At 59.2% G+C, this 17,472-nt stretch carries 18 protein-coding genes; 10 read left to right on the top strand and 8 right to left on the bottom strand.

What is annotated here, in order from left to right; translation table 11 throughout:
- Positions 1 to 12: 12 nt before the first annotated feature.
- Entirely contained in the window at positions 13 to 1,152 is a 1,140-nt protein-coding gene (gene lldD / locus QDT79_RS24005) for an FMN-dependent L-lactate dehydrogenase LldD (RefSeq protein WP_308317161.1), read from the top strand.
- A 1-nt stretch (position 1,153) separates the two neighbouring features.
- Here the strand turns inward: lldD and QDT79_RS24010 are convergent, their stop codons facing one another.
- On the bottom strand, positions 1,154 to 1,963 hold the full coding sequence (locus QDT79_RS24010; protein ID WP_308317162.1) for a MoaF C-terminal domain-containing protein: 810 nt from the start codon (positions 1,961 to 1,963) through the stop codon (positions 1,154 to 1,156).
- Between the two features lie 36 nt (positions 1,964 to 1,999).
- Positions 2,000 to 3,217: an MFS transporter gene (locus tag QDT79_RS24015; RefSeq protein WP_308317163.1), complete on the bottom strand. Its 1,218-nt coding sequence runs from the start codon at positions 3,215 to 3,217 to the stop codon at positions 2,000 to 2,002.
- Positions 3,218 to 3,919: 702 nt separating this feature from the next.
- Between QDT79_RS24015 and QDT79_RS24020 the strand changes: the two genes are divergently transcribed.
- Positions 3,920 to 4,351 (top strand): VOC family protein, encoded by a 432-nt coding sequence (locus QDT79_RS24020; protein ID WP_049193888.1) that lies wholly within the window; start codon positions 3,920 to 3,922, stop codon positions 4,349 to 4,351.
- A 6-nt stretch (positions 4,352 to 4,357) separates the two neighbouring features.
- On the opposite strand, the gene QDT79_RS24025 is transcribed toward QDT79_RS24020, so the two are convergent.
- Positions 4,358 to 5,902: a BCCT family transporter gene (locus QDT79_RS24025; RefSeq protein ID WP_060422926.1), complete on the bottom strand. Its 1,545-nt coding sequence runs from the start codon at positions 5,900 to 5,902 to the stop codon at positions 4,358 to 4,360.
- Positions 5,903 to 6,060: 158 nt separating this feature from the next.
- Between QDT79_RS24025 and betI the strand changes: the two genes are divergently transcribed.
- The gene (gene betI, locus QDT79_RS24030) at positions 6,061 to 6,657 is read left to right on the top strand and encodes a transcriptional regulator BetI (protein ID WP_063990711.1); all 597 of its coding nucleotides are present in this window, start codon (positions 6,061 to 6,063) and stop codon (positions 6,655 to 6,657) included.
- A gap of 9 nt (positions 6,658 to 6,666) precedes the next feature.
- On the opposite strand, the gene QDT79_RS24035 is transcribed toward betI, so the two are convergent.
- The gene (locus tag QDT79_RS24035) at positions 6,667 to 8,436 is read right to left on the bottom strand and encodes an ABCB family ABC transporter ATP-binding protein/permease (protein WP_126178804.1); all 1,770 of its coding nucleotides are present in this window, start codon (positions 8,434 to 8,436) and stop codon (positions 6,667 to 6,669) included.
- A gap of 181 nt (positions 8,437 to 8,617) precedes the next feature.
- Here QDT79_RS24035 and QDT79_RS24040 point away from each other — a divergent pair, with 181 nt between their 5' ends.
- Complete coding sequence (locus QDT79_RS24040) at positions 8,618 to 9,475, top strand: AraC family transcriptional regulator (RefSeq protein ID WP_107227926.1); 858 nt, start codon at positions 8,618 to 8,620, stop codon at positions 9,473 to 9,475.
- Between the two features lie 34 nt (positions 9,476 to 9,509).
- Here QDT79_RS24040 and actS read toward each other — a convergent pair whose 3' ends face one another.
- Complete coding sequence (gene actS / locus QDT79_RS24045) at positions 9,510 to 10,259, bottom strand: amidase activator ActS (RefSeq protein ID WP_063990709.1); 750 nt, start codon at positions 10,257 to 10,259, stop codon at positions 9,510 to 9,512.
- 149 nt (positions 10,260 to 10,408) lie between these two features.
- Between actS and QDT79_RS24050 the strand changes: the two genes are divergently transcribed.
- Together QDT79_RS24050 and QDT79_RS24055 are read left to right on the top strand one after the other, a co-directional pair.
- Positions 10,409 to 10,978 (top strand): HdeD family acid-resistance protein, encoded by a 570-nt coding sequence (locus tag QDT79_RS24050; RefSeq protein WP_033644791.1) that lies wholly within the window; start codon positions 10,409 to 10,411, stop codon positions 10,976 to 10,978.
- Between the two features lie 136 nt (positions 10,979 to 11,114).
- Positions 11,115 to 11,453 (top strand): hypothetical protein, encoded by a 339-nt coding sequence (locus QDT79_RS24055; RefSeq protein WP_063990707.1) that lies wholly within the window; start codon positions 11,115 to 11,117, stop codon positions 11,451 to 11,453.
- Positions 11,454 to 11,473: 20 nt separating this feature from the next.
- Here QDT79_RS24055 and QDT79_RS24060 read toward each other — a convergent pair whose 3' ends face one another.
- From QDT79_RS24060 to QDT79_RS24070, 3 genes are all read right to left on the bottom strand, one after another.
- Positions 11,474 to 11,923, bottom strand: a complete 450-nt coding sequence (locus QDT79_RS24060; protein WP_063990706.1) for a GNAT family N-acetyltransferase — start codon at positions 11,921 to 11,923, stop codon at positions 11,474 to 11,476.
- 76 nt (positions 11,924 to 11,999) lie between these two features.
- Positions 12,000 to 12,608 (bottom strand): OmpA family protein, encoded by a 609-nt coding sequence (locus QDT79_RS24065; RefSeq protein ID WP_063990705.1) that lies wholly within the window; start codon positions 12,606 to 12,608, stop codon positions 12,000 to 12,002.
- A 3-nt stretch (positions 12,609 to 12,611) separates the two neighbouring features.
- On the bottom strand, positions 12,612 to 13,088 hold the full coding sequence (locus QDT79_RS24070) for a hypothetical protein (protein WP_063990704.1): 477 nt from the start codon (positions 13,086 to 13,088) through the stop codon (positions 12,612 to 12,614).
- Positions 13,089 to 13,476: 388 nt separating this feature from the next.
- Here QDT79_RS24070 and QDT79_RS24075 point away from each other — a divergent pair, with 388 nt between their 5' ends.
- The 4 genes from QDT79_RS24075 to QDT79_RS24090 form a co-directional block, all read left to right on the top strand.
- The gene (locus QDT79_RS24075; protein WP_233221938.1) at positions 13,477 to 14,091 is read left to right on the top strand and encodes a 2OG-Fe dioxygenase family protein; all 615 of its coding nucleotides are present in this window, start codon (positions 13,477 to 13,479) and stop codon (positions 14,089 to 14,091) included.
- Complete coding sequence (locus QDT79_RS24080; protein WP_107227930.1) at positions 14,088 to 15,320, top strand: cysteine desulfurase-like protein; 1,233 nt, start codon at positions 14,088 to 14,090, stop codon at positions 15,318 to 15,320. Before QDT79_RS24075 ends, QDT79_RS24080 begins: the two co-directional genes overlap by 4 nt.
- 95 nt (positions 15,321 to 15,415) lie before the next feature.
- Positions 15,416 to 15,763, top strand: coding sequence for a hypothetical protein (locus QDT79_RS24085; protein WP_233221939.1), 348 nt, complete (start codon positions 15,416 to 15,418; stop codon positions 15,761 to 15,763).
- Between the two features lie 155 nt (positions 15,764 to 15,918).
- On the top strand, positions 15,919 to 17,472 hold a 1,554-nt coding region (locus QDT79_RS24090; protein WP_308317164.1), incomplete at its 3' end, for a BCCT family transporter.

Raw genomic sequence — 17,472 nt, forward strand, 5'->3', positions numbered from 1 at the left:
AAGGTAAACACTATGATCATCTCCGCGTCAACCGACTACCGGGCCGCCGCCCAGGCTAAACTGCCACCGTTTCTGTTTCACTACATCGATGGCGGGGCCTACGCGGAGCATACGCTGAAGCGCAATACCGCAGATCTGGCCGATATTGCCTTGCGCCAGCGCGTGCTGCGCAATATGTCCGAACTCAGCCTGGAGACCACGCTGTTCGGCGAGCAGCTGGCGATGCCGGTGGCGCTGGGGCCGGTGGGGTTGACCGGCATGTACGCCCGCCGCGGCGAAGTGCAGGCCGCGCGCGCCGCGGCTAAAAAAGGCATTCCGTTCACGCTGTCCACCGTGTCGGTCTGCCCGATCGAAGAGGTGGCGCCGGCGATCGATCGGCCGATGTGGTTCCAGCTCTACGTGCTGAAAGATCGCGGCTTTATGCGCAACGCACTGGAGCGCGCCAAGGCCGCCGGCGTGAAAACACTGGTGTTTACCGTCGACATGCCGGTGCCGGGCGCCCGTTACCGTGACGCCCACTCGGGGATGAGCGGGCCTAACGCCGCCCTGCGCCGCGTGCTGCAGGCGTTTGCGCATCCGCAGTGGGCCTGGGATGTCGGCCTGCTCGGCAAGCCGCACGATCTGGGTAACGTCTCGGCCTACCGCGGCAAACCCACCAGCCTGGAAGACTACATCGGCTGGCTGGGCGCCAACTTCGATCCGTCGATTTCCTGGAAAGATCTGGAGTGGATCCGCGAGTTCTGGGACGGCCCGATGATCATCAAAGGCATTCTGGATCCGGAGGACGCCAAAGACGCGGTGCGCTTCGGCGCCGACGGCATCATCGTCTCCAACCACGGCGGCCGCCAGCTGGACGGCGTGCTGTCGACCGCGCGCGCCATGCCGGCGATCGCCGACGCGGTGAAAGGCGACATCACCCTGTTGGCCGACTCCGGCATCCGCAGCGGCCTGGACGTGGTGCGCATGATCGCCCTGGGGGCCGACAGCGTGCTGCTGGGACGCGCCTTCGTCTATGCGCTGGCGGCGGCCGGCGAAGCCGGGGTGGCTAACTTGCTGGATCTGATCGACAAGGAAATGCGCGTCGCCATGACGCTCACCGGCGCGAAATCCATCGCGGAGATCAACGCCGGATCGCTGGTCAGAAACGCCTGACTCACAGCGGCTGCACGCCCTCCGGGTAGGCGTTGTAGCTCATCTTGCTGATGAAGGCCCCGGCCGGTGAAACCAGCACCCGGCCGGCGGCGTCCAGCCCGAGGAAGGTGCCGGTGCAGCGCCCGGAGATAAAGTCGAAGAAGAACACCGAGCACACCGGGATAATCTTTTCCCGGAAGGTGAACAGGAACATCTCCTCCTCAAACTTGTAGTAGGTGGCATAGTCCATATCGCCGTGGCCGAACTGTTCGCCGCGCAGGTTTTGCCAGGCGTAGCGCTCGGTGTTGACATAGAAGTGCTCGTAGTAATGGTTGGGGCTGTAGACGTTCAGCGTGCGATAGCCGATCAGCTCGCGGGTCAGATGCGGCGCGATGCCGCCCGGCGTGACGCCTGCGATCAGCCCAACGTGGAAGCTTTGCTTGAGGCGAGACCCCTTTTCTACCGCGTGTTCAGGCAGCAACGTGCTGCGCACCAGCAGCGCCCGGCCGCTGTCGCGATTGAGCACCAGCGTCAGGCATTCGTTGCCCGGCGACTGCAGCGGAATATTGAAGAAATAGCGTGCTGCGGAGGTTTGCACCTCTTCGTAAGCGTCCTCGCCGCTCTCCCCACCCCAGGCCCACAGTACCCGCTGCCGATCGGCGCTGAAACGCAGCGTGATGTCCCCGCCGTCGTCAAAGGCGATCTGCAGCGTTTTGCCCCGCCAGTCCTGGGTGCCCGGCAGGCGGTTAGTGTCGATACCGCGCGCGAAATCGTCGTAATTCTTCCAGTCCGGCTCGGCATTTTGATTCAGTACGGATTGTTCTGCTGACATCTTCGCTCTCCTTGATTGAATGGGATGAAAACCGCCTTAAACGTCGGCGACACTCGCCGGTTTCACCGCTCTGCGGCTCACCACCGCGGGGGCGGTTTCATCGAGAAAACAACTCAGTACGCCCGCGCACACGGCGCCGGCGGCCGCCAGCCACATCACGCTGACCAGCCCGTAGCGATCGGCGATCAGCCCGGCGATAAACGGCGCCAGACAGCCGCCAATCACCTCGCCAATCCCCATCACCAGCCCCAACGCGGTGGCGATGCGGGCCGGCGATACCGTTTCCGACGGGATGGTGGCCATAAACAGCGTGAAGCAGCCAAGGCCGGTATAAGACAGGAACACCAGCACGCCCAGCAGCCACGGGTTATCGACGTAGCTCAGAAACAGCGGGCAGCACACCGCCAGCAGCGAAAAGAAGATCAGCGTCGGCTTGCGGCCGAGGCGATCGGAGATCGCCGGCACCGCCACGCCCCAGAACACCCAGGCGGCGCCGATGGCGCTCATGATGCCGCCCATCGTGCCTTCGCCGAAGCCGCGGTCGGTCACCAAAAAGTTGGGGGTGAAGGTAATGATGATCATGAACCAGGTGACGAACACACAGGAGATCAGAATGCACAGCGCCACGTTCTTGATTTTAAAAAGCTCGCCGTAAGCGGCTTTGTTCGCCGCCTTGCCGGCCGCCGGCGCGGCGCTGAAAGCGGGATCCTTCTTGCCGTTCACATAGCGATAGATCAGCCACGCCAGAATGATGCCCGGCACGGCGGTCAGGTGAAACGCCATGCTCCAGCCCCATTTCTGTGCCAGATAGATGATCAGCGGCGGCGCGATAATGCCGCCCAGCAGCCCCGGCGCCGCACCCTGAATCAATCCCATGTTGAAACCGCGGTGCTGCGGCTGCGATTTTTCCACCATCAGCGACTGTGCGATCGGCAATACCGGCCCTTCGGCAATCCCCATCAGCGCCCGGAAGATCAATAGCATGGCAAACCCGCTGACCAGCCCCGACAGCGCGGAAAACAGCGAAAACACCAGGATCGACAGGATCAGCATCGGTTTACGGATATTAAAGCGATCGGCTATCGCCCCCAGCCCCGCCCCAGACAGCGCCCAAGTCAATGCCAGCACCGCCGACAACGTACCAAGATGCACGTTGCTCAGCTTCAAATCGGCGGCAATCATCGGAAACAGAAAAGAGATGGTCAGACGATCGACGAATACGCAGCCGAAGACGAAAAATAAAATAATCAGCAACCGGTTCTCTTCACTTAATGCACGGCGAGGCCCTGGCGATGTATTCATAGCGTCATTTGTCCATAAGTTAACTTATGAATGGCGAGCGGCCATGGCATAAGTCGGTTAAGCGCTCGGCCAAGAGAGATAATGGCCATCGGTCACGACAATAACTCATTAACATATTAACGATATAAACTTATCTCAAGCTACGGGCATGTCAAACAGCCGTTGAAAACGGCGACGGAGAGGCGATTCAGGTATTTTTCACAGAACGCGAATGACATGAAAATAAATCAACATTATGTTTTTAATGATTTAAATAAAATTAACAGGCACTTTTTAATTTTATCTAAAAAGCCAAAGCATCGTGATTTATAAACAGGTTAATAAATAAAACTTAATCCCTTCTTATAAATGGACGACATTTCCCTTTTCATCGGCCGCATTGCCCCACCCGCTTTATTATTTGAATCCGTTTGCTTTATCACGGTTATGGCGCGAACGATTAACTCTATTGTGTTAATCAATAATCACGCCATGACATTATCAATGCTGAATAATAATAAAAGCACAGGCCGTGACCGGAATCACAAACAGAACGCCCTTTAACGCCCTGTGAATGGGTTATTACCGGCGCGGCTAGCTTATGCCAACTCGATCCAACCCCGGATGAAAAAACGGCGGCATGATAAGCGGCAGGTAACCAGCAAGGAGATGAACATGACGACAGCACTGACAAAAGCCGGTTTCTGGCGCAAAACCGCCGACTCTTCATCGCTGCGTGAGCCACGCGTGCTGATTCGGGTCTACGTTGGCGAAGGCGAAATCGATCGCGCCATCGCGTTTTACGAGCAGCTGCACGGCGTAACGGCGGACATGCGCTTCGATTTTCCCGAGCATCGGTTGGTACTGGCTGCGGTGGGACCGTTTCTGATCCTGGAAGGGGCGGAAGAGCAGTTGCGCCCTTTCCGCAGCACCGTCGGCACGCTGCTGGTCGATGACATTTATCCCTACCACCAGCGGCTGCTGGCCGCCGGGGCCGAGATCTTCTTCGGCCCGGTGGAGGTGCCCACCGGCGCCTGTTTCAATGCGCGCCTGCCGGACGGCACGACTGTCGAGTACGTGCATCACCGGCCGCGCGCAGACGAATAAACCGCCTCAGGGCAGCACCGGCTTCATGGCGTAACGGCACAGATCCTTGCGCAGGCTGACCATGTACAGCACGATCACCGCCGAGAACGGCAGGCCGCACAGCACCACCGCGGTCTGCATCGCGCTGAAACTGCCGGCGTACAGCAACCCGGCGCACACCAACGTGGTGACCGCCGCCCAGAACACCCGCAGCCAGGCCGGCGCGTCATCATGGGCGGAACCGCCCTGGCAGGAGAGGTTCGCTATCATCAGCGTGCCGGAATCGACCGGCGTCAGGAACAGCACGAAACTGATCACCACCACGAAACCGGCAGTCAGTTGGGTATAGGGCAGGTATTCGAACAGCTTGAACACCGCCATCGGCGGATCGCTTTGCGCCACCTGTCCCAGGATCGCCTGCCCGCCTTCCAGCACCAGACTGATGGCGGTATTGCCGAAGATCGACAGCCACGCCAGCGTGAAACCCAGTGGGATCAGCAGCACGCCAAAAATCAGTTCGCGAATGGTGCGCCCTTTGGAAATGCGCGCGATAAACAGCCCGACGAACGGCGCCCACGCCACCCACCAGGCCCAATAGAACAGCGTCCAGGCGCCCTGCCACTGGCGCGCCTTGCCGTACAGATACATATCGAAGCTGCGGCTGACCAGCGAGGTCAGATAATCGCCGAGGTTTTGCAACATGCCGTTCAGCAGATTCAGCGTCGGCCCGGCCAGAAACACGAACAGCAGCAGCAGGCACAGGAAGCCGACGTTGATGTTCGACAACATGGCGATGCCCTTCTCGACGCCGGTGACCGCCGCCAGCGTGGCCACCACCATCATCACCACGATCAGCGCCAGCAGCACGCCGGTGCTTTGCGGAATATCGAACAGATAAAACAGCCCCGAGTTCACCAGCAGCGCGCCGATCCCCAGGTTGGTTACCATCGAGATCACCGTCACCAGAATGCCGAAACTGTCCACCAGATGACCAACGCCGCCGTGGATGCGTTCACCGAAGATCGGGTATAACGCAGAGCGCAGCGCCAACGGCAGGCCGCGGCAATAGGCGAAATAGGCCAGCGCGGTGGCGATCAGCGCATACAGCGCCCAGCCATGCAGCCCCCAGTGCAAAAAGGTCAACGCCATCGCCTGTCGCGCCGCCTGCACGGTGCCGCCGCTGCCTTCCGGTGGCGACAGGAAGTGATCCAGCGGTTCATAAGCGCCGTAGTACACCAGCGCAATGCCGATGCCCGACGAGAACAGCATCGCCACCCACGAGGGATAGCTGAACTGCGGCGGCTCGTCATCCTGGCTGAGGCGAATATGGCCGAAGCGCGACAGCGCCAGCCAGAAGACGAATGCCATACAGGCGACCATCAACAGCATGTAGTACCAACCGAACACGTCGGCGACCCAGCTTTGTGCGGCGTTCAGCCACAGTTTGCTGGCGGAGGGAAACAGCACGACCAGCGATCCCAATAGCAGGATCACCGCCGCCGAGCCGAAAAATACCGGAGCATTCAATCTGACAGGTTCTTCGTCAAGCGATGGAGGAGTTTTTGTTGTCATTGGCAGGCTTCCATGGTGCGAAAGACAGACGATTTCAATGCAACCTTCAGTTAACATTTTATCGTCATTTATTTGACATTTTTGCAGCATATAGAGTATTGATTGACCGTTCAATCAATCAAATCCAAAGTGTGATTGGCCTATCAGTTGGGGAAAATATGTACCGCAGAGATATTCCGGAACAGCGTAAGGAGCAGCTGATTAACGCCGCCTTCGAGACCATTAACGTCGTCGGGCTGGCCGGCGTCACCCTGTCTCAGGTGGCGAAAGAAGCCGGGCTGTCGACCGGCATCGTCAGCCACTATTTTGGCGATAAAGAGGGATTGCTGAGCGCCACCATGCGCAAAATCCTGCGCGATCTGCGCGACGCGGTGGCCGAATGCCGCGCGCAGGCGGCGAGCGACAGCCAGTCACAGCTGTTCGCCATTATCCAGGGCAACTTCCACCCCAGCCAAACCAACGCCGTGTCCATGCGCGCCTGGCTCGACTTCTGGGCCGCCAGCATGCACCAGCCGGTGCTGCGCCGCCTGCAGCGCGCCAACGATCGGCGGCTCTATTCCAATATTTGCTATCAGTTTCGCCGCGAGCTGCCGTTACGCCAGGCGCGTGATGCCGCACGTGGGCTGGCGGCAATGATCGATGGACTTTGGCTACGCGGTAGCCTGGCCGGTGATGAGACCGACCTGAAGCAGGACTGCCGCATCGCCTGCGACTACGTGGCACAGCGGCTCAATGCCGCGCAGCCGCTGGGGTGAACGCCCTCGTCAGCGCGATTCCTGCTCTTCGCTGTACTGGGTTTGCCACATCGCGGCGTAGCGGCCGTTCGCGGCCAGCAGCGCCTCGTGCCCCCCGCGCTCGACGATCTCCCCCGCCTCCAGCACGATGATCTCATCGGCGTCCACCACCGTGGAGAGCCGGTGGGCGATCACCAGCGTGGTGTGGTTGCGGCTCACCTCGCGCAGGTGCCCCTGGATTTCGCGTTCGGTCTGGGTATCCAGCGCGCTGGTCGCCTCGTCGAACACCAGGATGGCCGGATTTTTCAGAATGGTGCGCGCGATCGCCACCCGCTGCTTTTCACCGCCCGACAGCTTCAGCCCGCGCTCGCCGACCCGGGTGTCGTAACCGTCTGGCAGACCGACGATAAAATCATGGATATGCGCCAGCCGCGCCGCCCGCTCGATTTCTTCATCGCTGGAGCCGGTTTTGCCGTAGCCGATGTTGTAGCGCAGCGTATCGTTGAACAGCACCGTATCCTGCGGCACGATGCCGATCGCCTGCCGCAGGCTGGCCTGGGTCAGTTGGCGAATGTCCTGGCCGTCGAGGGTAATGGCGCCGCTCTGCACGTCGTAGAAGCGGAACAGCAGCCGCGACAGCGTGGACTTGCCCGCGCCGGAGGCGCCGACCACCGCCACCGTGTGGCCCGCCGGAATGGTAAAACTCACCTGCTTGAGGATCGGCCGGCGCGTGTCGTAACCGAAGCTGACCGCATCGAACCGCACTTCGCCGCGATCGAGGCGCAGCGGCTGCGCATCCGGGCTATCGACGATTTCACGCTTTTCCTGCAGCAGATCGAACATGTTCTCCATGTCGATCAGCGCCTGGCGCACCTCGGAATAAATAAAGCCGAAGAAGTTCAGCGGCTGATACAGCTGCAGCAGATAGGCGTTGACCAGCACGAAGTCGCCGACCGTCATCGTCCCCTGCGTAATACCCTGCGCCGCCATGGCCATCATCACGATCAGCCCGATCGAAATAATGGCAGTTTGCCCCAGGTTGATCGCCGTAAAACTGAATTGGTTCTTGATGGCGGCGTATTCGTACAGCCGGCGCGACAGGTCGAAACGCTCGGCCTCGAACTCTTCATTGCCGAAGTACTTCACGGTCTCATAGTTCAGCAGGCTGTCGATGGATTTGCTGTTGGCATCGGCGTTGGCCTTGTTGAGCTCGCGGCGAAAGCGGGTGCGCCAGCTGACCGCCAGCACGGTAAACAGGATGTAGCAGCCGACCGTCGTCAGGATCGCCAGCGCGAACCAGCCGTTCAGCATATGCCACATGATCGCCGTGACCAGCGAGAGTTCGAACAGGATCGGCACGATGGAGAACAGCAAGCGCGACAGCACCGTGGCCACCGCCTGGGTGCCGCGCTCGATGGACAACGACAGCCCGCCGGTCTGGCGCTCCAGATGGAAGCGCAGGCTCAGCGCATGCAGCTGGCGAAACACCCGCACGCCCAGCAGGCGCGTGGCATTCTGGCTGACGTGAATGAACATCACGTTGCGCAATTCCTCAAACAGCGCGCCGCCCACCCGCGCTACGCCATAGGCGACGATCAGCCCCAGCGGCACCGCCAGCATTTTCGCCGTCTCGCCGCTCAGCGCATCGACCATCGCTTTGTAGGCCAGCGGCACCAGCGTGGTGCTGACCTTGGCCGCCACCATGAATACGAAGGCCACCACCAGATACCCCCGCAGGCGCGGGTTGTCTTTCGGCCACAGGTAGGGCAGCAGGAATTTCAGCAAACGGGAACGATCCATCATGTAATATTCATCTTCTCGGTCGGGATCGCGGCACACGGCCGCGCGGGGGTTATGAGTTTGGCCTGGCCGGCGGCGAACGCCGCAGCCATCCCGTTGTCCTGCGGCGGCAACTCAGCATCATCCGTCAGGAGAAGCGGCGGCGGCTCGGGCAAAGTTCAGGCATGGAGGAGACAATCACATGACCCAGACGTATGCAAAGCGCTTTGCGCAGGTCTTTGACTATATCGACCGCCACCTGGACGAGGCGCTCACCGTCGAAAAACTGAGCGAAGTGGCCCACTTTTCGCGCTTTCATTTTCAACGCCAGTTTAGCGCGTATTGCGGCATCTCGGTGTGGCGTTATATCCAATGGATGAGGCTCAAACGCGCCTCGTACCGCCTGGCGTATAACCCACTGGAGCCAGTGATTGACATCGCGCTGGACGCCGGTTTTCAAAACCCGGAGTCCTTCAGCCGCGCCTTCAAACAGGCGTTCAGCCAAACGCCAAGCCAGTTTCGCAAACGGCCGGCCTGGATCGATTGGCAGCAGCGCTTTCCCGAGCCGAAACACAAAAGGAAACAACCCATGAAGGTAGACATTGTCGACTTCCCGGCCACGCCGGTGGCGATGATCGAACATCGCGGCCCGTCCGCGCTGGTCAACGAAACCGCCGCGCGCTTTATCGAGTGGCGCAAAACCAGCGGCCTGTCGCCGGTCAGAAGCAGCCGCACTTTCGGCATCGCACCGCACGATCCGGCTACCACCGAAGCGCAGGACTTCCGCTTCTTCATTTGCGGCGAGGTCACGGCGCCGATCCCCGAGGACAACGCCTTTGGCGTGGTGAACAGCACGCTGCCGACCGGGCGCTGCGCGCTGCTGCGCCATCACGGCTCGCTGGATGGGCTCTCGGAAAGTGCCCATTATCTGTACCGCGAGTGGTTGCCGGCCAGCGGCGAGGAGCTGCGCGATTTTCCGCTCTATTTCCACTACCACAACTTCGTGCACGAGGTGGCGGAATATGAACTGGTGACCGATCTTTACCTGCCGCTGAAGTAACTGACATCTGGCTCCGCAAGGAGCCAGATTGACGTTAACAGGACGGCGACGAACCTTGCGGCGGCAGATAACGCTGCGGATCGAGCGCGGTAGCGCGGTAGCGGATCTGGAAGTGCAGGAACACCGAATCGGTGCCGGTGCTGCCCATGGTGCCGATCTTCTGCCCCGCCTTCACATCCTGGCCGTTGCGCACCAGCGTGGTGTCGTTGTGCGCATAGGCGGTAATAAAGTCTTCGCCGTGCTTAATCATGATCAGGTTGCCGTAGCCGCGCAGCTGGTTGCCGACGTACACCACTTTGCCCTTGGCGGAAGCGTAGATCGGCTGGCCGCGTTTGCCGGCGATGTCGATGCCCTTGTTGCCGCCATCTGAATTGGAGTAGGCCTGCACGATCCGACCGCTGGTCGGCCAACGCCAACAGCGGGCTGCGCCCGGCGGCGGCGTTTGCTTGGCGATCGCGGCGGAAGACGCTTTACGGCGCGTGGCGGCGGTTTTGGTCGGCGCGCTGCCGCTCAGCCGCAGTTTCTGCCCCACTTCCAGGCTATAAGGCGGGCGTATCTTGTTGATTCTGGCCAGATCGCTGACTTCGCTGTCGGTGATCCAGGCGATGTAGTACAGCGTATCGCCCCGTTTGACGGTGTAGGACTTGCCGGTGTAGCTGCCCTTCGGCAGTTTATCGTAGTCGCGGTTGTAGGTGTTTTTACCCGAACACCCGGCCAACAACAGCCCCAATGTCAGACACACCGCGATGCGGCGCCACCCAGCCCATTTGCTTCCTGTGCTCAAATCCAGTCCTCAGTCGTCGTTTCGGTTCTGATACGCGTCAGCCGCACAGTGTAACATTTGCGCCGGGTCAGTCAAAAACCCCCAGACGGTCTATGCTAAACAGGTAAGGATGACTGATTAATTACCCAACGACGAAATGGAGTACTGTCATGTTGAACCTCGACCGCAATAATCTGCCCCTCCTGAGTGAAGAACTGCTCAAAAAGCAACGCACCACCCTGCTGATCATCGCCTTCCTGCTGCTGGCGGGCGGCATCCTGTGCCTGGTCAATCCTTTTGCCTCCGGCGCAGCGCTGAGCATCGTGGTCGGCATCCTGCTGCTGTTGAGCGGCGCCGGGCTGATTATCGCCATGATCGCTAACCGGGCGCAGAATACCTGGCCGATGATCGGCGGCATTTTGCTGGGCGTGGCCTACCTGATTATCGGCTATGTGTTCATCACCAGCCCGCTGGCGGGCATTCTGGCGCTGGCGGTGTACCTCGCCGTACTGTTCGCGCTCGGCGGCATCGCGCGCCTGGCAGCGGGCTACATGCGCCGCGGGCTGCCGGGCAACTGGCTGCAGTTCGTTATCGGCGTGCTCGACTTGATCATCGCCTGGATGCTGATCGGCTCAGGCCCGGCGGCGTCGGTCACACTAGTGACGGCGATCGTCGGCATCGAGATGCTGGTCAGCTCCTTTGCGCTGTTCCAGGCGGCGAATCTGTTTAAACGCGCCTGACCCTACCGGCCCGCCGCCGCGGGCCCCATCGCTTTCGTTGTTTCCAGACAAAACAAGGCGATACCCCCTCTGCTTGTCCGTGGTTATCTTCATCGGTAAGTGCCAATATAAGACGGAGACAAGGGAGCAAAAGCCGATGACCACCCATTCCAACCCGCTGAACTCACGGGAAGTTTGCCTGCAATTACGCCACTTCAATCAGGTAATCGGGCAACAATGTCGCAATATGGCGCGCCAAAAAGCCACCTGCCCGTGCTGCCTGGCGGACATTGCCACCGGCTGCGACGCCGGTATCAAACTGTGCGGGCAGCAGCTAGCCAAACCCAGCCCGCAAACCCCGTTATTCCAGCAGATCCGCAACTTGCTGCTCGATCTGCGCGCCGAAGCGAAAGGGGTTCGCCGAATCGAGACGCTTAATCGCACCAACAATGAAATATCCTGGCTGTTGCGCGAGCTGTATTTCGAGACGTTCTGACTCCGCCTTTGTCGGGGCCGCTAAAGCGCCAGGCTGTAGTAATGCTCTTCCTTTTCAATCTTGCCGGTGAAGCGAAAGCCGTAGGCGAGATACAGGCTTTTGGCGACGAGATTATGCTCATCAATCATTAACGTCACCTGCTCTACGCCGTGCAGCCTGAAATGCGCGAGTATCGCGGCGAAGCTCTCACGCCCCAACCCCTGCCCCATAAACTTATGGTCAAGCATATAGCGACACAGCTCAGCCTCATGCGGGTTATGCGGCCAGCGCTTGTACATGAAAAAACCGATGAGTTCGCCGTCGCGGTAGAGCGCGCGGGGCTGGCATTCCGGAAAAAACGCCGCCTCGGAAATGGAGATGGCGTTACAGCAAATAAACGCCTCAAACACGGTGCCAACACCGTCTTGATTCGACGTCAGTTCGCACACGTCAAACAGGTTGTCGCGGTTAATCTCGCGTATTTCAATCATAACGACATCTCGGTGGGGTAAGCGGGAGGAGCCTGCTTAAAAGCGACTGGCGGAAGGAATGGCAGCCGGCGCGATGTTAACCGGCAGCAGCGGTTTTCGGCAACACAAAATCAACCCGTCGATTCTTGGCCCGGCCCGTGGGCGTGTCGTTGGACGCCACCGGCTCAACCTCACCTTTTCCCTGCTCACTCAGGCGAGATTTCTCTACGCCATGTGCGATCAGCCAGGCAGCCACCGCACGCGCGCGTCGCAGCGACAGATCCTGATTATATTTATCGCTGCCCACCGCATCGGTATGCCCCTCGATCACCACCTTCCCTACCGGTTCGGCAGCGATAAATTGCGCTACCTGTTGCAGCGCAGGCTCCGCTTTAGCGGCAATCGCATCGCTGTCGAAGGCGAACAGCACATCGCTGCGCATCGATAACGTGACGGTATTTTTGCTGTTTCTGACGGAAATGTCGGCGGATTGTTTAGCCAGATCCGCGGCCTTACTTTGCAGATCAAGGACGCCGGCATTCAGCTCCGAGGGCAACCCCACCAAATCCAGCCGGGTAGCCTTGAGATCGAGTATCACCGGTTTCCCTACCGATACCGGCTCTCCGCCGTCAGCCCATGAACCGAATGACACCAGCCCAAGGGCTAGCACCCCGCCCACGCAGGCGGCTTTCCTGAGGCCGTTCATCGCTCAACGATCCGTAATGACTATCGGCCCGAGCGGCTCGACGTTGGCGATCGTCAGGTACACCTCCTTCACGTCAGGTGGAGGCGCGGGGAAGCTGCCAAACCAGGTGGCGACATAGGGAATGCCTGAGCTTGAGCTGAATGACACGCTGGGAGAAGTCAGTGGGACATTATTGCTATCGGTAAGCAGCAGGTATTTTTTATTACCCACCAGAAGATAGAAGGATTTCTCAAGACTGCTTTTATCCAAACTGCTATACAAGCCTTGTCCGTTAAGGTTGTCTTTCAACCCTTTGAAACGCACCTTGATGGTCAGGATTTCACCGTGGCGCACGGCCTCGGTCACTTGCGCTTCGGCCACGCCGCTGCTGACGATCCCGGTAGCCAACGGTGTCACGGGAGCATCCTCCGCGAACGCCATGCCGGGGAACATTATCGAAGCAAACAGACAGGAAATGACGAATTCTCTGACATGCTGCATGATCGGAGTCCTTATTCAGGGGGAATGGAAGATTGTTCTTTCAATAATCTGCCAATTCCGCTGCGGTCACTCTGTCCCGGAATTATAGTAAAGCCCCCCATATTCATGAGAGTTATCCCTGAAAGCGTAACCTTGGTCACGTTATGCTTCCGCATGAATTCTCATCCGTTAGCGCTTATTTTGCTGAATGACCTGCTTCATACCGGCATTCCCTTCTGCTCATCCTCTCTGCTGTTCACGCCACTTTACGACCGCCGTCACACCTCGCCACCGCCAAATTGCGTTGGTTATAGAGTCGTCTACAATTCAATCGAATTACCCCCTACAACATCAGAAATTATTATTATTAGAGGTGATTATGTTACAGAAACACGAAAACGTAATAAGTATGACTGTACTAAGCCCGCAAGCCACCCAACAACTGATGCCTTCGTTTTCCTCCTTGCCCCACACGCAACACGCCGACGGAAAATATCGCCTGCGCCGTTATTCGGTCGTCAAATACCTCAACCCCAACGTCGCCGAAGTGGGGCCGCGCACCTTCATGCAGTCCGATCAGATCAACCACTTCCAGGGCAACGTGGTGCGCCGCTTCGAGCCTATCGACAGCGCCGTACTGCAGAGCGCCGGCATGGCGGAGATGTGCAACCTGTTTGCAGAAAGCAACGAACTGCCGGAAGGCGCCGAGATAGAGATCCACCAGATGCGCGTGGTCGCCATCGAGAAAGACACCCAGGTGGCGCCGGAAGGCATTCACCAAGATGGCTTCGACCATATCGCCATGATCGCCATTCACCGGCACAACATCGTCGGCGGTGAAATCATGCTGTACGACGACAGCCATCACGATCCCTTCTTTAAAAAAGCGCTGGCGGACGGTGAAGCCGTGCTGCTGGCGGACAGCAAACTGTGGCACAACGCTACGCCGATCAACGCCGTAAGCCCAGCTGAAGAGGGCCATTTGGATCTCTTCGTCCTCACCGCACGGGGAGAGAAAGCATGACCTTTACGCCCGAGCTCGCCCGACGCCAGTTCAGCGCCCTGTCCCAGCACATCGACGGCAAACCGGCGATCTTTTTCGACGGCCCCGGCGGTGCACAGGTTTCACGGGGCGTGCTGGAAAAAATGACCGACTATCTGGGGAAATACAATGCCAACCTGGGCGGCCACTACTTCTCCAGCCGGGTCACCGGCGAGGTGATGGGCCAGGCGCGAGAATCGGTGCGCGCCTTGTTAAATGCGCCTTCGCCCGACAACATCGTCTTCGGCATGAATATGACCACGCTGACCTTTCATCTCAGCCGCATCATCAGCCGCGACTGGCGGGCCGGCGATGAGGTCATCGTCACCGCGCTCGATCACTACGCCAACGTCTCCAGCTGGCAGCAGGCCGCCGCCGACAAAGGGGCCGTGGTGCATCAGATACCGCTGGAGAGCGCCGACTGCGCATTGGACGCCGCGAAAGTGTGTGAGCGCATCAACGCCAACACCCGCCTGGTGGCGGTCAGCTACGCCTCCAACGTCACCGGCAGCATCGTCGATATCAAAACCATCGTCGAAGCCGCGCATCGGGTCGGCGCGCAGGTGTATGTCGACGCCGTGCACTATGCGCCGCACAATCTGATCGACGTACAGGCGTTAGGATGTGACTTCCTGGTGTGCTCCGCCTACAAGTTCTTTGGCCCGCACGTCGGCATGGCCTACCTCGCACCGCAGTGGCTGCAGCGCCTGCGGCCTTACAAGGTCGAGCCGGCCACCGATGTCGGCCCCGGCCGTTTCGAGACCGGCACGCAGAGCTTCGAAGCGCTGGCCGGCGTCGCGGCCGCGATCGACTATCTGGCGCAGTGGGGGACGCCCGACGCGCCGTTAAGGCAGCGTTTGCAGGAGAGCTTCGCCGCCTACCATCGGCATGAAGAGGCGCTGTGCCGCCACTTTTTGCAACGGCTGCAGCACCTCGACGGCGTGCGACTCTACGGCCATTCACAGGCAGACAGCGCGCGCCGCACGCCAACCTTCGCCCTGACCTTCAGCGGCCAGACGCCTGACGCGATCGCCCGCCGCCTGGGGCAGCACAACATCTGCGCCGGCAGCGGGCATTTCTATGCGCTGGGTCTGATTCAGCAGTTGGGGTTACAGGACGGCGGCGTGCTGCGCATCGGCATGATGCACTACAACACCCAGGGCGAAATAGACGCGCTGTTTAAGGTGATCGCCGAAGATATACTCAGTTAACTCGCCACATCGGCCCGCTCACCTTATTGAGCGGGCCATCGCGGCACGCTGGGGGTAGAATCAAGGGGATTTTATTTTAGAAATGGATTTTTACTTTGCGAAAATATGCAGTTATCGCCGCCGCGTTGATGATGTCTTCCTGCGCCACGCCGGAGAAATGGGAAGCGCAAACGGCAACCCCAACGCCCCTTGAAGCGGCCAGAACAAGCTGCCAGCAGGCAGCCGAACAGCGCTATCCCGTGAATCTGTCTTTACGCGCCAGCTCACCGACCTTCTCCTCCATGACGATCAACGGCACAGAGATCCCCAATACCGGTGGCGGCGCCTTTCCCTCGGACAGCAATGAAATGCGCAGAACAGAACACGTTAATGCCTGCATGAAATTGGAAGGATGGGAAAATAAAAATAAGGTGACGGGGTTATTGGCATTTTTATTTAACTAACGGCAACACGGAATAGCTCGGAATTACCGCGCTCAGGCAGCGGTAATTCCGCCTTATTGACCGGCACCGACAGCCTGACTATTTTGCTACGATATAACAGGTTACACCTCTCCTCCATTCAGGGCGATAATCAAACAAATGGAATAAATCAATTTATGAGTGAGAAAGACACCCCCCTAAAAAAGCCGCAGAGCCATATCAACAAAGCGGTATTCTTTACCTCTGCAGTCCTCATTTTTCTTCTGGTCGCGTTCGCCGCCTTTTTCCCCGACGTCGCTGACAAGAACTTCAAGCTTCTGCAGCAACAAATTTTCACCAACGCCAGCTGGTTTTATATTTTGGCCGTGGCGCTGATTTTGCTCAGCGTGACGTTTCTGGGGCTTTCCCGCTACGGCGACATCAAACTTGGCCCCGATCATGCGCAACCCGATTTTCGCTACCACTCATGGTTTGCCATGCTGTTTTCAGCGGGAATGGGCATCGGCCTGATGTTCTTCGGCGTGGCTGAGCCGGTGATGCACTACCTCTCGCCGCCGGTCGGCACGCCCGAAAGCGTCGAGGCGGCCAAACAGGCCATGCGCCTGACCTTTTTCCACTGGGGGCTGCACGCCTGGGCGATCTACGCCATCGTGGCGTTGATTCTGGCCTTCTTCAGCTATCGGCATGGCCTGCCGTTGACTCTGCGCTCTGCGCTTTATCCGATCATCGGCGACCGCATTTATGGCCCTATCGGCCATGCCGTCGATATCTTCGCCGTCATCGGCACCGTGTTCGGAGTCGCAACCTCGCTGGGTTATGGCGTGTTGCAGGTCAACGCCGGGCTTAACCACCTGTTTGGCGTGCCGATCAACGAAACCGTTCAGGTGATCTTGATCGTGGTGATTACCGGGCTGGCCACCATTTCCGTGGTTTCAGGGCTGGAGAAAGGCATACGCTTTCTGTCAGAGCTGAACCTCGGCCTGGCGCTGTTGCTCCTGGCCTTGGTCTTGCTGTTGGGGCCAACCGTCCTGCTGTTGAAATCCTTTGTGGAAAATACCGGCGGCTATCTGTCCGAGCTGGTCAGCAAGACGTTCAACCTGTATGCCTATGAGCCAAAATCCAGCAACTGGTTAGGCGGATGGACGCTGCTCTACTGGGGGTGGTGGCTCTCCTGGTCGCCTTTTGTCGGTATGTTCATCGCACGGGTTTCCCGCGGCCGAACCATCCGCGAATTTGTCACGGGCGTGCTGTTCGTCCCGGCCGGCTTCACCCTCATGTGGATGACGGTGTTCGGCAACAGCGCCATTTACCTCATCATGGAACAGGGCGCGACAGACCTCGCCACTACGGTACAGCAAGACGTGGCGTTGGCGCTGTTTAACTTCCTGGAGCATTTCCCGTTCTCCAGCGTGCTTTCGTTTATCGCCATGGCGATGGTGATCGTCTTTTTTGTCACGTCCGCCGATTCCGGCGCCATGGTCGTAGATACGCTGGCTTCGGGCGGCTCCAGCAACACGCCGGTTTGGCAACGCATTTTCTGGGCATCGCTGATGGGCATCGTCGCCATCGCCTTGCTGATCGCCGGGGGGCTCAGCGCGCTGCAAACCGTCACCATCGCCAGCGCATTGCCGTTCTCGGCCATCTTGCTGATATCCATTTACGGCTTGCTTAAGGCCCTGCGCCGGGACCTGACCAAACGCGACAGCCAAAATATGGCCACCATCGCCCCC

Source organism: Serratia marcescens (assembly GCF_029846115.1).
GTDB lineage: Bacteria > Pseudomonadota > Gammaproteobacteria > Enterobacterales > Enterobacteriaceae > Serratia > Serratia marcescens_L.

Coding starts and splice junctions, on each gene's coding strand:
- lldD (WP_308317161.1), top strand. CDS start 13: ATGATCATCTCCGCGTCAACCGACTACCGGGCCGCCGCCCAGGCTAAA.
- QDT79_RS24010 (WP_308317162.1), bottom strand. CDS start 1,963: ATGTCAGCAGAACAATCCGTACTGAATCAAAATGCCGAGCCGGACTGG.
- QDT79_RS24020 (WP_049193888.1), top strand. CDS start 3,920: ATGACGACAGCACTGACAAAAGCCGGTTTCTGGCGCAAAACCGCCGAC.
- QDT79_RS24025 (WP_060422926.1), bottom strand. CDS start 5,902: ATGACAACAAAAACTCCTCCATCGCTTGACGAAGAACCTGTCAGATTG.
- betI (WP_063990711.1), top strand. CDS start 6,061: ATGTACCGCAGAGATATTCCGGAACAGCGTAAGGAGCAGCTGATTAAC.
- QDT79_RS24035 (WP_126178804.1), bottom strand. CDS start 8,436: ATGGATCGTTCCCGTTTGCTGAAATTCCTGCTGCCCTACCTGTGGCCG.
- QDT79_RS24040 (WP_107227926.1), top strand. CDS start 8,618: ATGACCCAGACGTATGCAAAGCGCTTTGCGCAGGTCTTTGACTATATC.
- QDT79_RS24050 (WP_033644791.1), top strand. CDS start 10,409: ATGTTGAACCTCGACCGCAATAATCTGCCCCTCCTGAGTGAAGAACTG.
- QDT79_RS24055 (WP_063990707.1), top strand. CDS start 11,115: ATGACCACCCATTCCAACCCGCTGAACTCACGGGAAGTTTGCCTGCAA.
- QDT79_RS24060 (WP_063990706.1), bottom strand. CDS start 11,923: ATGATTGAAATACGCGAGATTAACCGCGACAACCTGTTTGACGTGTGC.
- QDT79_RS24065 (WP_063990705.1), bottom strand. CDS start 12,608: ATGAACGGCCTCAGGAAAGCCGCCTGCGTGGGCGGGGTGCTAGCCCTT.
- QDT79_RS24070 (WP_063990704.1), bottom strand. CDS start 13,088: ATGCAGCATGTCAGAGAATTCGTCATTTCCTGTCTGTTTGCTTCGATA.
- QDT79_RS24075 (WP_233221938.1), top strand. CDS start 13,477: ATGACTGTACTAAGCCCGCAAGCCACCCAACAACTGATGCCTTCGTTT.
- QDT79_RS24080 (WP_107227930.1), top strand. CDS start 14,088: ATGACCTTTACGCCCGAGCTCGCCCGACGCCAGTTCAGCGCCCTGTCC.